The following is a 13,830-nucleotide window of genomic DNA, read 5'->3' as shown; positions in this document are numbered from 1 at the left end:
GTTTGTTCCCTTGCTTCAACAAAGTTCCTTTGGTCGGTCCCATTGGGAGCCGGCGCATCGCGATCACCGCGCGGTTCTGGAACATTGACGTGCTTGTGCTGTTAGGACGCCCGACAGCCCGCGTGTCCCATGTGGCAACGCCGATGATCAAAGGAGATTTCAATGTCTCAGTCGCAAACGACCACCAACCACGACGAAATTCGCAAATGGGCCGAGGAGCGGGACGGCCGGCCGGCAGTGGTGCGCACCAAAGGCGAGGGCGGCATCCTGCGGATCGACTTCGGCGAGCCCGAGGAAGCATTCGAGCCCGTCGAATGGGACGAGTTCTTCCGGATATTCGACGAGAATGATCTGGCCTTTCTGTATCAGGCCAAGACCGGTGAGGGGAAAGCCAGCCGTTTCAACAAGTTCGTCGAGCGCAATCAGAAGGGCTGATGACGCCGGTCAAGTGGCCTATCTGTACGGCCAAGTTTTCTTGGAAGGCAAACTAATGCATCAGTTTTGCGCCGCGGGTTTTCGCCATCTCTTGCATGATGCCGTTGAGCCAGTTTTCAGTGGATTGACCAAGCTGTCTGCGGTCGACATCCCGAATCGCTTGCTCGAGCGTCCTCTCGACGAGCCGATCCGAAGCCTCGACGTCTGCCAGCAAAAGGCGCGCCGCAAGTCGCAGTTTGGGCAAAAGCGCGAAGACGTCGTCGGAGGGGTCCGGCACGGGGGCCGCTCGCTCAGATGCCTGCGGGGGAAAGAGCGCGTTGAACACCGCCTGGCTGCCCGAGGATTTCCGCAAATTGCTGGCGTAGCGGAGATGATCGGGAATGGCGATGTCGTCATCGCCACTGAAGAACACGAAGGGGACACCCCGGCGCATCAGCTCATCGGCGATTGGAAACACGCGTCGGCCATTGAGATTGACGTCGAGGATTGCGGCTTCAGCCGTCCCGGTGTGTTTGGATGCCTGTTCGACGGTTGCAGCGGGACCGAGGATGATGGCACCCATATTGCTGAAAAACCGCGCAAGATCTCCCGCCATCGCCCATTCGTCTTCGACTATCAGAATATGCAGCCCCCGCAGGTCGCGCACGTCGTCATCCTTTCTTGGAACGGAGGTTAGAATGCAGCGGATTTGCCTTCCGAATTCTGTCGTCCAAGGCCGCCTGCAACCGTCTCGTAAGCGCCAGCATGCGATCAGGGACGGCCCCAGCATGGGAACTTCCAAGCGATCCAGGCTCCCCTGATACCACCGGCGTCGGGAGTATTATGTCAGCAGATCGTTTTGCCATTGAACCACCATTGATATCGGGTTCAACGTCATCCCTGACGTCTTGTTCCATCCGTCTTGCGCGCTATATGGTTGTGTCCTGTCCGCCGGCCTTGAGGGGATTTCAGGTCGGGTCGGCGAAAGGGGGACATGACGTGACAGCCCAACCGAAAAGGTTTCCCATCGTGGGCATAGGCGCGTCCGCGGGCGGCATTCCCGCGATGGAAGGTCTGTTCAAAGGCGTGACCGGTCAGCCTGGTATGGCTTTCGTCATCATCACGCATCTCAGCCCCAAGCGCGAAAGCCTGTTGCACGAGGTCATCAGCCGCTACACCGACATGCCTGTCATTGTGATCGAGGACGGCATGGTGGTTGAGCCTGACCACGTCTATGTGATGCCGCAAAACGTGACATTGGCCATTGAATCGGGGGTGCTGCACCTGCGACGGCCGAATGGGCTTACCCAGGAGCGCAAGCCCATCGATATCTTCTTCGCTGCATTGGGCGAAGACCAGGGCGAATATGCCGTTGGCGTCATCCTGTCGGGCGGTGATTCCGATGGAACCCTGGGTGCCAAGGCCATCAAGGAGCGGGGCGGGTTTACCGTCGCGCAAGCGCCGGACGGCTACGGGCCGCGCAATCCCGACATGCCGCAGAGCGCTATTGCCAGCGGACTCGTCGATGTCGCTGTGCCCGCCGAGGAGATCGGGGCGAAGCTGGAGGCTTTCGCCCGCGGCTTCGATCCGTTGGAGGGGCTGACGGAAGAAGATGGCGACCATACGGCCGACATCGATAAGGTGCGAGAACAGATATACGCCATTCTGCGCAGCCACTCCGGCCACGACTTCTCGGGCTACAAGACCAAGACATTCCTGCGCCGCGTGAAGCGGCGCATGCAGATCGCCCAGGTCCATTCCATCAGCGCTTATATAGACTGGCTGAAGAAGGATGCTCGCGAGGTGATGAGCCTTTTTCGCGATCTGCTGATCAATGTCACCAACTTCTTTCGCGACCCCGATGCCTTCGAGTTGCTCGAGCGAAAGATCATACCGCAGCTGTTCGAAGGCAAGACCGCCAGCGACACCGTCAGGGTCTGGGTTCCCGGGTGCGCCACGGGCGAGGAGGTGTTCTCCATCGGCATCCTGCTGCGCGAACACATGGAGAAGCTTACGGTCGTTCCGCGCGTCCAGATATTCGCCACCGACATCGACGAGCCGGCGCTGGCGGTGGCGCGGGCGGCACGCTATCCGGAAGCCTTGCTGCAAGGTCTTTCTCCCGAACGCAAACAGCGGTTTTTCAACGGCGATGGCGAAAGCTATGTCATCAGCAATGCGATACGCGAACTGTGCATCTTCTCGCCGCACAGCGTCATTCGCGATCCACCCTTCTCGCGCATGGACTTGGTCTCCTGCCGCAATCTGCTGATCTATTTCGGCCCGATCATCCAAAACCGCGTCATCCCTGTCTTCCATTATGCGCTGAAGCCCGGCGGTTACCTTTTCCTTGGCACCTCCGAAAGCGTCGGGCAGCACGACGATCTGTTCGCCACCGTCGACAAGAAACATCGCATCTTCCATGCGCGGGAGCATGCCTCACCGCACATCAGACTGCCGGCCTTGATCGGGGAAAGTCATTCCAGCGTCTTCCCATCCGAAAGCGCCGGCTCGAAGAAGGGACTTGTCGGCTATCCCTTGCGGCAGGCAGTGGAGGCGCAGGTGCTGGAACGGTTCGCGCCGCCGCATGTCCTGGTCAACGCCGAGGGCGATGTCGTCTATTATTCGGCCAGGACCGGCAGATATCTCGAAGCGCCACAAGGGATTCCCAGCCGGCAGTTGCTGACGATGGCAAGGCGTGGGCTGCGGCTGGATCTCCGCGCCGCACTGCGCGAAGCGACGACCACGCGCCGCACAGTGGTGCGGGAAAACCTCACCGTGGAGGAAGACGACGAACGGGTCCAGCCGATCAGGCTGACGATCGAGCCGCTCGCGGAACGCGGCAACGGCGAGCCGCTTTACCTTGTCCTTTTCGAGCCGTCGGGCCCGACGCAGGCCCGCTCAGAGGAAGACGGCGGCAGCCGTGACAGTGACAGCACCGCCGATCTCGAGCGGGAACTGCGCGATACCAGAGAGCGCCTGCAATCGATGATCGAGGAATACGAGACCGCGCTGGAGGAGGTGAAATCGTCCAACGAGGAACTCGTCTCCGTCAATGAGGAGGCGCAATCCACCAATGAGGAACTCGAAGCCTCGAAGGAGGAGATGCAGTCGCTCAACGAGGAACTCAACACGATCAACGCCGAGTTGACGGCCAAGATAGAAGAGCTCAATCACGCTAACGGCGATCTGCGCAACCTGTTCGAAAGCACCGACATCGCGACCATTTTCCTCGACCGCAGCCTTGTGGTCCGCACCTTCACGCCGGCGGCGTCATCCTTCTTCAGCCTGCGCCCCTCCGATGTTGGCCGGCCGCTGACGGATTTGTCGAGCCAACTCGACTACCCAGAGTTGAAGCAGCACATCGACAAGGTGTTCGAGACAGGCGAGATCCTGAATCACCATCTGGCGCGCGATGCCAGGGGCTTGTTCCACATGGTCCGCATCAATCCCTATCGGGACAAGGGCAACAGGATCCAGGGCGTGGTGGTGACACTTGTCGACGTTACCACGCTGGCACAGGCAGAAGAGCATCAGCAGGTGCTCATCTCGGAACTCAACCACCGGGTCAAGAACATGCTTGCGGTGATCGCCAGCATTGCAAGCCGCACGCGGGAAAGTTCTGATACGAAGGAGGAGTTCGCGGATGCGCTGATCGGCCGCCTGCATGCCATGTCGCGGGCCTACGGCCTGCTGACCCGGGAGAGATGGAAGGAAGCCTCGGTCAGGGAATTGCTCCAGCAGGAGCTCGAACCCTTCGGCATCGAGCGGGTTGAACTCGATGGCGCAGACGTGAAATTAGGCCCGCAACAGGGGCTTTCCCTCAGCATGGCCATTCATGAACTGGCCACCAACGCGGCCAAGTATGGCGCTTTGTCAAAAACCGACGGCAAGGTCAGTGTGCAATGGTCGATCGAGGATGAAAGTTTCACATTTGGCTGGCGAGAGAAGGACGGTCCTCTTGTCGAGGCGCCCTTGGACAACGGCTTTGGCCTGACCTTGTTGCAAGGAGAAATCGGTTACAGGCTCGGCGGCCATGTCGAGACCGCGTTCCACAAGGACGGCCTCAGCGTCCAGATCGCGTTTCCGGCAAATCACAAGGAGGCGCCGTGAGCGACGACAGGCCGCGCGTTCTGGTGGTCGAGGACGAATGGCTGATCGCCGAAGACGTCGCGTCTCGCCTGCGTGCGGCGGGTTATCCGGTGATCGGCCCGGTCTCGTCGGTCGCCGCGGCTCGTCAGCTTATCGATGCAGGCAAAGCCGACGTGGCGCTGCTGGACATTCAATTGAACGGTGAAACAAGTCTGCCCGTGGCCGAAACATTGCTGGCTCGCGGCATCCCCTTCGCATTCATGACCGGATTTGGGCCGCGCGACGTTCCCACACCCTTCCGAAACTGCAAATTCGTGCCGAAACCGGCAGGCGACGCTGCACTTCTCAACACCCTGGCCGACCTGGCATCGCTTCGTCCCGACAAACACTCGCTGTGATTTCAAGAGGCCGGTTTCGATCAGTCCAGGGGCTTGTCGGTCGGCCTAGGCGTGGTGTTCGCCTGACGCGGCCGCCCGGCGTTTCGATTGGCAACCGGATTGTCCAGCGGCGGGGCCGATGGCCGGGATGTGCCGGCGGTTTTCGGCGTCAGCGGCTTGGCACCGGCATCCGTATCACTGGCGTCCCGTCTCGGGTGCGGCAGAGCATCGGCGTTTGGCGACCGGACGCTGGGTTTCGATGTGGGATTCCTCATGGCGATAACCTCCTTCGCAGCGGGCGGGCACGACAGTCTCGTCGCCCTGAGTTTATTCTGCGGGTCAACCGCCGCCACGGTCGAAAGTTCCAGGTTCCTCGGCAGCGTCGGTGCTATCCTTGGTGGGGAATCCGCGCAAGGCGGACCCCACGCAAGATGCCGACATCTCAGCCATGCGGTCGCATCACCACCTTGATGCAGCCATCCTGCTTGTCACGGAACGTCTTGTAGAGGTCCGGTCCCGCTTCGAGGTCTGCCCGGTGCGTGATCACGAAGGAGGGATCGATGTCGCCCTTCTGTACCATGGCCAGGAGCGGTTCGAGATAGCGTTGCGTGTGCGTCTGACCCATCCGGAAGGTCAGTCCCTTGTTCATGGCGGCGCCGAACGGAATATGATCGACGAGGCCGATATAGACGCCGGGCACCGAGATGGTGCCGCCTTTGCGGCAGGAGTAAATTGCTTCGCGCAATACATGCGGCCTATCGGTGCCGAGATAGACGGCAGCCTTGACCTTGTCGAGCATGGAGTCGGCACTGGCGCCGGGATCCGATTCCGTACCGACACAGTCGATGCAGCGATCCGGACCGCGGCCATCGGTCATCGCCATCAAGGCGTCGTAGATATCGGAGTTGCTGAAGTCGAGCGTCTCGGCCTTGCCGTGCTCGCGAGCCATCGCCAGCCGCTCCGGCACCTTGTCTATGGCAATGACGCGGCCGGCGCCGAGCATCCATGCGCTCTGAATGGCGAACTGACCAACCGGACCGCAACCCCAGATGGCGACGGTTTCGCCTGGCTCGATGCCGGCGTTTTCAGCCGCCATATAGCCGGTTGGAAAGATGTCGGAGAGGAACAGCACCTGTTCGTCGTCCATTCCCTCGGGCACCTTTATCGGACCGACATCAGCGAAAGGAACGCGCAGATATTCGGCTTGCCCTCCCCAATAGCCGCCGACCAGATGCGAATAGCCGAACAGGCCAGCCGGGGATTGTCCCATCACTTCGGCAGCCTGTTTGGCATTGGGATTGGACCTGTCGCAAAGCGAGAACAGCCCCTTCTGGCAAAACCAGCATTCGCCGCATGAGATGTTGAAAGGCACCACGATGCGGTCGCCCTTTCTGAATTTCGAATGGCCGCTGCCGACTTCCACGACCTCGCCCATCGTCTCGTGTCCGAGCACATCGCCCGACTCCATCGTCGGCATATATCCGTTCATCAGATGCAAGTCCGAGCCGCATATGGCGCAACAGGTGACTTTGATGATGACGTCACGATCATCCTCGATGGCGGGATCAGCCACCTGGTCGCATCGAATGTCGCCTTTGCCGTGCCACGTGAGCGCTTTCATGATGGTGCTCCTGCCTTGGAAGAAGGTCGGCAGAAGAGTCTGCCCGACATTTTGGTTTGGCGTGAAGGCCGAAATTCAGCCTTTGGAGGCAGAACCCGGCTCGGCCATCTTGCGGTGCTGTTCGGCCAGCGTGCCTGCCGGCGTCACATGCGCCGCGGCGACCTGCAGCTTGTTCTTCCAGCCGCTGATGACTTGTTCCTCACCGTCCATCATCGCCTCGTAGCCGGCCTCGGCCACATCGGCGGGATTGTCCTTCTCATCGGTGCCGACCTTGGTATCCATCATTTCGGCGCGTTCGAAGAACCGCGTCTGCGTTGCCCCGGGCATCAGCACGGTGACTGTGACTCCTGTGTCCTGCAATTCATGACGCAGTGCGATCGAGAAGGAATCGATGAAAGCCTTGGTGCCGTTGTAGACCGCCTGGAAAGTGCCCGGCATGAAACCAGCGATCGATCCTGTGAAGAGGATGCGGCCTCGGCCGCGGCGTGCCATCCTGGCTCCGAGTTGATGCGCGAGATAGACGGTACCGGTGATGTTGGTGTCGATGATGCGGCGGACTTTTTTCCAATCCTGATCGACGAAACCACGGCCGAGCCCACGTCCGGCATTCAGGAACAACAGGTCGACATCGCGATCGCCGATCCCGGCGATCAAACGATCGACACCTTCCTCGGTCGCCAGATCGGCCTCGATGGTTTCGACAGTCACACCATGCGAACCGAGCGCCTCGGCGGCCTGCCGGATCGCAGGTTCGTCGGCGGCTATGATCAGATGGTAGCCGTCCTTTGCGCACAGTTTGGCAAGTTCCTTCCCAATGCCGCTCGAGGCGCCCGTCACCACGGCCAACTTTTCATTCGTCATCACGTCCTCCGAACTTCGCTTCGGCCGAACCACTGTCGGAGCTGATTGTTCCGTGCGGGTTGATGCGCGGCCGTATGCGGGCCGTGACAACGATTTGTTCTTGAGTTCAATGAACACGCGGCGTGGAGAGGTGGAACAACTCAGGTCTGGGCGAGTTCGATATCATGCAGCATCGTTGCTCCCCTTGTTTGATGCTGCACGATCGGGTCCCCTCAGCCTGATCCGCTCGCGCTTTCTATCGGAAAGCGCGAGCATCTAATCACCTCGACAATCATGTTTTTGGAACAACAAACCCGTTCGGCAGTTCGGGGCGCAGGAGGAATAAAATGCAATACGCCGAAGAAATCGCGCTCAGGCGCGTGAAAATGCTGGTCGAACAATATGTTGTCGCCAGGAGCAGGAGATATGATTTCGTCTCGACGGAACTTGCCTGCAAGGCCATTCGCCAAGTCGTACGAAGTCCGATCGAAGACGCCGAACTGGACCATTTGCTGGCTAGAAGCGCGGTCAAACAGGGGCTCTCGGTGCGGTTCGACCGAATAGGTCATTGGCAGGCGGCTTCGCCCGAACTCAGCCAGGAGAAATCAGCATGAGGGCAGTCCTTTTGGTGTCGGCTGCATTCCTCGCCTTGGCGGGGTGCAACGACAATGCCGATCCAGCCAAGTCCAAGACGGACACTACGAACAGCCAGCCGGTGGACAAGAATCCCACGACGGACACCAACCCGACGCCGCAGACCAGCACCGGCGGCGACCAGCAAGGTACGCAGCCAACGCAGCCCGCATCTCCAAAGCCAAGTGGCGACTAGGCCTATGGAGCGACGCAACGCAATAATCTCGCTGGTGATAGCGGCGGTCATCATTGTCGGTTTCATCGTCGGCTTTTTCTACGTTGACATGGGCTGGCAGACCTCCCCGCTGAAACGTGCGCCGGAGCAGAACCAGGGCGGCAATGCCCCGGCGGACACCGCCCCGGCTGCGGGCGTCCAGAAAAATCCCAGGGAAAACACGGAAATGCCGGGGCAACAGTGATCGACGGCCGGCAGCAACAGGAGAGGGCGACCTCGCGGTGACCCTGCCGAACTGAGTTCAATACAGCACCGATCTGGAGTGTGGATGATGGGCATCCTTTCCGACCTCGACAAGAAGCTGACGGACAATATGTACGAGCATGGCAGCGAATTCACCGATGCGGTTTCGGATCTGCCGGAAGCAGTCGTGGAAGCGGTCGAACGGCTGATGTTTTTCATCCAGCCCGACGCGCGCGATACAGTCAGAACTCAGGTTCTCGGCCTCATTCACGAATACAGAATCCAAGACGCGCCGAACGGGGATCGCCCCGCCTGACCTTCAGCTTACGCTGATGCGGCAATTGAAACCGATCGGGACCTGGCTCGCCGCCTCGTGCTCCGGATCGGCGGGCGCGGTCGTTGACGGACCCGACGAGTGCTCTAGATCAGATTTACGCCGGCCACGGTTTTGTTGGGTCGGGGGAGACTATTCGGTGGCGCACCAAACGCCTGATTTGATCGTTAGACGCCGCTATCTCAGGCACGACTGCCTGTGCTTGCTGTTGCTGATGTTGTCGGCATGCTCATCTTCCGATCAGATCGAGCAGCAATCACGAACAGCGGCCTCCGCATCGCAGACCGTGTTGATGGCGCTGGACGCCTGGGCGGCAGGGGCGGCGCCGACCGCATACACGGTGGGTACGCTGCAATCGATCGGCGAGACGCTTACCGACGCCGGGGCGCAAATCCGGTCCGCGCAAACCAGTGAACCCGCCGAGCAAGCTTCACTGACAAAGGCAGTCTACGATTTGTCGGTCGCGGTGGCGCGTGCAGAGGCCGGATTGCAGGCGGGCGACCGGCCGGAAGTCCAAGACGCGCAACAGGATCTACGGCTGGCGTCGCGTTCGCTCGCTACCGCCTACGCCAAGTATTTCGCGCCGAAGCCATGAAGAAGCTCATGGAAATATCCCTCGGCGTCGTCACCAGCGTCGGCGGCTTCCTCGAAGTTGGGTCCATGGCGACGGCGGCGCAGGCAGGCGCGATGTTTGGCTTCCAGTTGATCTGGGCGGTGGTGCTAGGCACCATCTGCATCATCTTCCTTGTCGAAATGTCCGGCCGGTTCGCGGCCGTGAGCCATCACACGATCTCCGACGGCATCCGCGAGAGATTCGGCTTCAACGTCTTTCTATGGCCGTTGCTGGCCGCCCTGCTGGTCAATTTCCTGGTGCTGTCCGCCGAGATCGGCGGCGTCGCCATTGCGCTCGAATTTGCCACCGGCATAGGCTTCCAGTGGTGGGCACTGCCGGTGGCTTTGCTGGCGTGGCTGCTGCTTTGGAAAGGCACCTTCGGCTTCATCGAGAAGGGCGTATCTATTCTCGGTCTGGTGACGCTGTGTTTCGTCGTCGGAGCGGTGATGCTGAGACCCGATTGGACGGCAGTCGCAAGGGGCGCCGTGCCTTCGCTGCCGGTCCACGATGCCGCCAATTACTGGTTCATGGCGGTGAGCATTCTCGGCGCCTCGATATCGCCCTACCTCTTCATGTTCTATTCCTCGGGGGCCATCGAGGACAGGTGGGACAAAAGCTATCTCGGAGCCAATCGGGCCATAGCGGGGTTGGGCATGACTTTCGGGGGGACCATCTCGATCGGCGTGTTGATCGTGGCCGCTCTCGTGCTCGCCACGCATGGCGTCACCCAGGTGGACGACTATCACCAATTGCCGTTGATGCTGATATCCATATTCGGCTTCTGGGGCTTCGTGCTGTTTGTTGCCTCCCTCGCCATTGCCTGCTTCGGCGCCGCACTAGAGGTCGGGTTGCAACAGGCCTATCTTGTGGCCCAGGGTTTCGGCTGGAATTGGGGCGAGGATCGCAAGCCGCGCGACGATCCGGGTTTCAGCGCCACCTACACGATATCATTGCTTTTGGCGGCTATTCCCATCGCGCTTGGTCTCGATCCGCTGAGGCTCACCATCTTCTCCATGGCGCTGACGGCAGCCAGCCTGCCGCTGACGGTCGTTCCTTTCCTGTTTCTGCTGAACGACAAACGTTATGTCGGCGAGCATCGCAATGGCTTTTTGTCGAATGCCGCCGTCATCTTCATCATCGCGCTTGGCTTCGTACTGGCGGTGGTGACCATCCCGCTGCAGATATTCGGAGGCACATGATGAAGTTGCTGCGCGATCTCCTCGACAAGCAGGTGGTCGACCGCGAGCAGATCAAGATCGGCAAGGTCGATGGGCTGGTGGCGGAGTTGCGGCCTGGCAAGCCGCCTCGGATCATTGCCATCGAGCTCGGCTCCATTACCCTGGCACGTCGCCTCGGCGCAGGGCCTGGGCGCTGGATGGCGCGGCTCGCGGTCAAGCTGGGTGGCAAGCAGCATGGCGAACCCCATCGGATCGCCTGGCACAAGGTCAAAGATATCGGCATCGATATCGAGTTCGACATCGATGTGCGAGAAACGTCGATCTTCGCCTGGCAGGACTGGTTGCGCGACCATGTCATCGGGCGCATTCCGGGAGCTTGATGATGACCACGGTCAATCTCGAGCATCTGGCTGGGCGACGCGTACTCTCGCAGCGCGGCAAGAATGTCGGCTATATCGAGGAGATCCACGCCGAACGGGATGGTGACGATTTCGTCGTCACCGAATTCCATGTCGGGGTCTACGCCGCTTTCGAGCGTCTTTCGGCCTCGGCCATAGGCGTGGCGGTGTTGGATCTTTTCCGATTGCGCCGCCGCGACGGTCTATATCGCATCCCTTGGGACAAGCTCGACATTTCCGATCCCGCGCGACCGCGGCTGCTGTGCCCAATGACCGAACTCTCAGGCATGAAGGGCGCACCAGACCTCCAGGAATAGGCCGTGGGGTGCTGCATCGTCGGGATCGTTCTCAGCGCAGCATGCTTGCCGCCAGGAAAACCACGGCTGCTATCAAAACGACAGCTGCAATCACCAAAACCGGCCAGTTGGCGCCAGGCCGCAGTTCCGGCTCGCCTTCGACCGGTCGCATGGCATTGGCAAAGCTGGCATCGTTTTCGAATTCTGGACGATTGCGCGGCGGACTTGTCCCAGCGACCGGATTTTGTGTGTCCGCGGCCTCTGCGTCTGTCTCAAGCGGGGCAATGGCGGGATCGAACCCCGGCGTCTTGTCCTGCGTAACTCCTGCCTGAACTTCGCCTCTGGCCGCGGCAGGGGTCGGACTTGAAACCTTGGCCATGATTTCTCCCTTTCAACCACGCCCTGGCAGACTTGCACTTGTGAGCGCGGCGAGAGCAAAGCTTGCGTGCGCCGGAGCGGCCTACCACTGTCGATTTGCTCGCCATGCGGTCACTCGTAGCGCACGCCAAACTTCTGCCGCCGCCGATTTGTTCCAAGCAGCAACACCCACGGCTGAGTCGGTTCACACGAGGCTGTGTCGCTCAAGAATTTGGCTGTGGAGCATGGCGTCGCAAATTGGCGTTAGATCAGCCTTGGCAGATCCTATGAACAGTCACTGCTCGCTGCGGGAAAATGAACCGACCCGTCGCTGCCTCGCGATTGAGGCCATGACGGCAGGTTCGCGATCAATTTCACAGCAGATCTTTCCGAAGGAAGATGCGGGCATGTCCAGGGATCCCGAATTCGACTTTGCCAAATTTCTCGAAACCATGGCGCATGTAGAATACCGGTGCCTGGAAACTGCTCGTCTCCACGACGGCCTTCTTACAGCCACGCCGGATGGCTTCTTCCTCGACAGTCCTGAGAAGTTGTGAGCCAAAGGATTGGCCACGCAACTGCTCAGGCAGGAAGAACATGTCGAGAAACAGGAGCCCGAGCTCCGTTCTGCCCCAAAGCCCGCCCCAGACTCTTCCTGAGTGGTCGCAAAGCTCCGCTCCGATGACAGCTCGGTCGTCGATCCCGGTCTGTGCGATGTTGTATTGATAGAGCGCTGCGGCGGCCCGCGCTCTATCATCCTCGCTATACGTCAAAGCGGTTGTAAATCTCTCGGATCGGAATGACATGCATTTTCCTCCTGGGTGGGCACAGGCATGAGACCTCGCCGGCAACGTCGGTCACGGCCAAGATGAACTCGTTGCCAACGCCAAGAAATAAATCCGAGCCATCTCAGGCGCCTTCGAACGCCGCGGGCTTTGTGGTCTTCACAAAATGTTACGTGAGGGAACGTTCGCGCCTGACTCTTCTTAGGCAATCGAGGCGGTTGTCGCCTCGTGGATTTTGAAGGAGAAGAAGAATGCCCAATCAAGGTGGTAGTCACGAACAGCATGTGAAGGCAGGCCAGCAGAGCCACAAGAACGCCGACAATAAAAACCGTCAGCAACAGCAGGCCGCTGGTGGTGGTCAACGGGAGCAGGGCGATGGATCCGGCATGCGTGGTGGAACCCACGAACAGCACGTGAAAGCTGGCGAACAAAGCCACAAGAACCGCTGATCGCGGTTGATTTCAGCAGACCCACCCCGAAGTATCGGGGTGGGTCTGATTGCATCTGAAGGGGTACCGACGAAAAGGCCGGGTCGCGAAGTCGCCCCGGCGGCTTTGGCGCCGGGGCACAACCAGTCAGGCAGCTTGCTCCAGGGCGCGCTCGTTGACACCGCCTTCGCCCAGCCCGGAAAGCGCTTCGTCCGTCGCGACCTCCTCTTTCAATGTCTCGTTGAGGAGTTTGACCACGTCGCTCTTGCCAAGCTGTTCAGCCCACGCGACCAATGTGCCATAGCGCGCGATTTCATAATGTTCGACGGCTTGTGCCGCGCCGACCAGCCCTGCATCCAGCGCCGGGTCACCTTTGTATTCGTCGAGGATTTCCGATCCTTCCTCAAGAATGCCGTCGATCGCCGGGCAGGTCTTGCCGCGGGCCGGTTTGTCCATAAGTTCGAACACTTGCTCGAGCCGATCGACCTGGCCTTCGGTTTCCATGCGATGTTTCTCAAAGGCCGCGGCCACCTCCTCGGATTCGGCGCCCTTTGCCATCTTCGGCAAGGCTTTGAGTATCTTCTTTTCAGCGTAGTAAATGTCCTTCAGCCCATCGAGGAACAAAGCCTCCAGTCCCTTTGTCGTCGCTCTTTTTGCAGTCGCCATGATTTGTCTCCCTTGGATTGTCGTGAAAGCTCACCGGCGGTGTAGCCATGGACTAACTTTCCATGGAAGCAGTTGTTCCCTGGGCGCGACTCGGAAGGGCAGCACGCCAAACACCGCTTTTGTCGAAAACCGATCGCTGTCAAAAGGCGATGGATGATGACGTGTGAGAACCGCCGGCAGGGGACGGAGAGCACCGGGGTTCGTCGCGCGATATGGAGCAGATGGTGAAAAGAAACCCTTCCGATGGGTTCATATACGAAATCATATTTACATATAAAACAAATCATGATGATCTTGCAGTCGTGCAACGCGGCTAAGGTGGTTGGTTCCGGCGTACGTCGCTGAGCCTGAATGCCAGCAGATGATAGTGCACAAATGAAATC

Annotated in this window: 18 protein-coding genes; 12 read left to right on the top strand and 6 right to left on the bottom strand. The window is 59.8% G+C overall.

What is annotated here, in order from left to right; all coding sequences use genetic code 11:
* The first annotated feature begins 162 nt into the window (after nucleotides 1–162).
* Nucleotides 163–435 (top strand): hypothetical protein, encoded by a 273-nt coding sequence (locus tag NKH95_RS16010; protein ID WP_127255003.1) that lies wholly within the window; start codon nucleotides 163–165, stop codon nucleotides 433–435.
* Nucleotides 436–487: 52 nt separating this feature from the next.
* Here NKH95_RS16010 and NKH95_RS16005 read toward each other — a convergent pair whose 3' ends face one another.
* Nucleotides 488–1,081 (bottom strand): response regulator, encoded by a 594-nt coding sequence (locus tag NKH95_RS16005; protein ID WP_352551574.1) that lies wholly within the window; start codon nucleotides 1,079–1,081, stop codon nucleotides 488–490.
* A 332-nt stretch (nucleotides 1,082–1,413) separates the two neighbouring features.
* On the opposite strand from NKH95_RS16005, the gene NKH95_RS16000 reads away from it, so the two are divergent.
* Nucleotides 1,414–4,524: a CheR family methyltransferase gene (locus tag NKH95_RS16000; RefSeq protein ID WP_352892002.1), complete on the top strand. Its 3,111-nt coding sequence runs from the start codon at nucleotides 1,414–1,416 to the stop codon at nucleotides 4,522–4,524.
* A complete protein-coding gene (locus tag NKH95_RS15995) occupies nucleotides 4,521–4,901 on the top strand; it encodes a response regulator (RefSeq protein WP_023809467.1) in 381 nt (126 codons plus the stop codon). Before NKH95_RS16000 ends, NKH95_RS15995 begins: the two co-directional genes overlap by 4 nt.
* Nucleotides 4,902–5,322: 421 nt before the next feature.
* Here NKH95_RS15995 and NKH95_RS15990 read toward each other — a convergent pair whose 3' ends face one another.
* Entirely contained in the window at nucleotides 5,323–6,501 is a 1,179-nt protein-coding gene (locus NKH95_RS15990; RefSeq protein WP_023809466.1) for a zinc-dependent alcohol dehydrogenase, read from the bottom strand.
* A 75-nt stretch (nucleotides 6,502–6,576) separates the two neighbouring features.
* On the bottom strand, nucleotides 6,577–7,362 hold the full coding sequence (locus NKH95_RS15985; protein ID WP_352753506.1) for an SDR family NAD(P)-dependent oxidoreductase: 786 nt from the start codon (nucleotides 7,360–7,362) through the stop codon (nucleotides 6,577–6,579).
* Nucleotides 7,363–7,688: 326 nt separating this feature from the next.
* On the opposite strand from NKH95_RS15985, the gene NKH95_RS15980 reads away from it, so the two are divergent.
* The 8 genes from NKH95_RS15980 (at nucleotide 7,689) to NKH95_RS15945 (ending at nucleotide 11,232) form a co-directional block, all read left to right on the top strand.
* Complete coding sequence (locus tag NKH95_RS15980) at nucleotides 7,689–7,955, top strand: hypothetical protein (RefSeq protein WP_023809464.1); 267 nt, start codon at nucleotides 7,689–7,691, stop codon at nucleotides 7,953–7,955.
* On the top strand, nucleotides 7,952–8,170 hold the full coding sequence (locus tag NKH95_RS15975; RefSeq protein WP_352753508.1) for a hypothetical protein: 219 nt from the start codon (nucleotides 7,952–7,954) through the stop codon (nucleotides 8,168–8,170). The genes NKH95_RS15980 and NKH95_RS15975 overlap by 4 nt, the downstream gene beginning before the upstream one ends.
* Nucleotides 8,171–8,174: 4 nt before the next feature.
* Complete coding sequence (locus NKH95_RS15970; RefSeq protein WP_352441966.1) at nucleotides 8,175–8,393, top strand: hypothetical protein; 219 nt, start codon at nucleotides 8,175–8,177, stop codon at nucleotides 8,391–8,393.
* 84 nt (nucleotides 8,394–8,477) lie between these two features.
* Complete coding sequence (locus NKH95_RS15965) at nucleotides 8,478–8,708, top strand: hypothetical protein (RefSeq protein ID WP_031212583.1); 231 nt, start codon at nucleotides 8,478–8,480, stop codon at nucleotides 8,706–8,708.
* 157 nt (nucleotides 8,709–8,865) lie between these two features.
* The gene (locus tag NKH95_RS15960) at nucleotides 8,866–9,321 is read left to right on the top strand and encodes a hypothetical protein (protein WP_352551570.1); all 456 of its coding nucleotides are present in this window, start codon (nucleotides 8,866–8,868) and stop codon (nucleotides 9,319–9,321) included.
* A complete protein-coding gene (locus NKH95_RS15955) occupies nucleotides 9,318–10,538 on the top strand; it encodes an NRAMP family divalent metal transporter (protein ID WP_023809459.1) in 1,221 nt (406 codons plus the stop codon). The genes NKH95_RS15960 and NKH95_RS15955 overlap by 4 nt, the downstream gene beginning before the upstream one ends.
* Complete coding sequence (locus tag NKH95_RS15950) at nucleotides 10,538–10,897, top strand: hypothetical protein (protein ID WP_352892034.1); 360 nt, start codon at nucleotides 10,538–10,540, stop codon at nucleotides 10,895–10,897. The genes NKH95_RS15955 and NKH95_RS15950 overlap by 1 nt, the downstream gene beginning before the upstream one ends.
* Before the next feature lie 2 nt (nucleotides 10,898–10,899).
* Nucleotides 10,900–11,232: a hypothetical protein gene (locus tag NKH95_RS15945; RefSeq protein ID WP_352891998.1), complete on the top strand. Its 333-nt coding sequence runs from the start codon at nucleotides 10,900–10,902 to the stop codon at nucleotides 11,230–11,232.
* A 31-nt stretch (nucleotides 11,233–11,263) separates the two neighbouring features.
* Here NKH95_RS15945 and NKH95_RS15940 read toward each other — a convergent pair whose 3' ends face one another.
* The gene (locus NKH95_RS15940; protein WP_352891996.1) at nucleotides 11,264–11,590 is read right to left on the bottom strand and encodes a hypothetical protein; all 327 of its coding nucleotides are present in this window, start codon (nucleotides 11,588–11,590) and stop codon (nucleotides 11,264–11,266) included.
* A 352-nt stretch (nucleotides 11,591–11,942) separates the two neighbouring features.
* Nucleotides 11,943–12,374 carry a GNAT family N-acetyltransferase gene (locus NKH95_RS15935; RefSeq protein ID WP_352891993.1) on the bottom strand — a complete coding sequence of 144 codons (432 nt, stop codon included), beginning with the start codon at nucleotides 12,372–12,374 and terminating at the stop codon, nucleotides 11,943–11,945.
* Nucleotides 12,375–12,604: 230 nt separating this feature from the next.
* Here NKH95_RS15935 and NKH95_RS15930 point away from each other — a divergent pair, with 230 nt between their 5' ends.
* Nucleotides 12,605–12,802 carry a hypothetical protein gene (locus NKH95_RS15930; RefSeq protein WP_352891990.1) on the top strand — a complete coding sequence of 66 codons (198 nt, stop codon included), beginning with the start codon at nucleotides 12,605–12,607 and terminating at the stop codon, nucleotides 12,800–12,802.
* A gap of 126 nt (nucleotides 12,803–12,928) precedes the next feature.
* On the opposite strand, the gene NKH95_RS15925 is transcribed toward NKH95_RS15930, so the two are convergent.
* Nucleotides 12,929–13,447 (bottom strand): YciE/YciF ferroxidase family protein, encoded by a 519-nt coding sequence (locus NKH95_RS15925; RefSeq protein ID WP_013530428.1) that lies wholly within the window; start codon nucleotides 13,445–13,447, stop codon nucleotides 12,929–12,931.
* Nucleotides 13,448–13,830 lie beyond the last annotated feature (383 nt).

Origin of the sequence: Mesorhizobium sp. M0848 (assembly GCF_040319805.1) — a bacterium.
Classification (GTDB): domain Bacteria; phylum Pseudomonadota; class Alphaproteobacteria; order Rhizobiales; family Rhizobiaceae; genus Mesorhizobium.
This window is presented reverse-complemented; position numbering and strand designations above follow the sequence as displayed.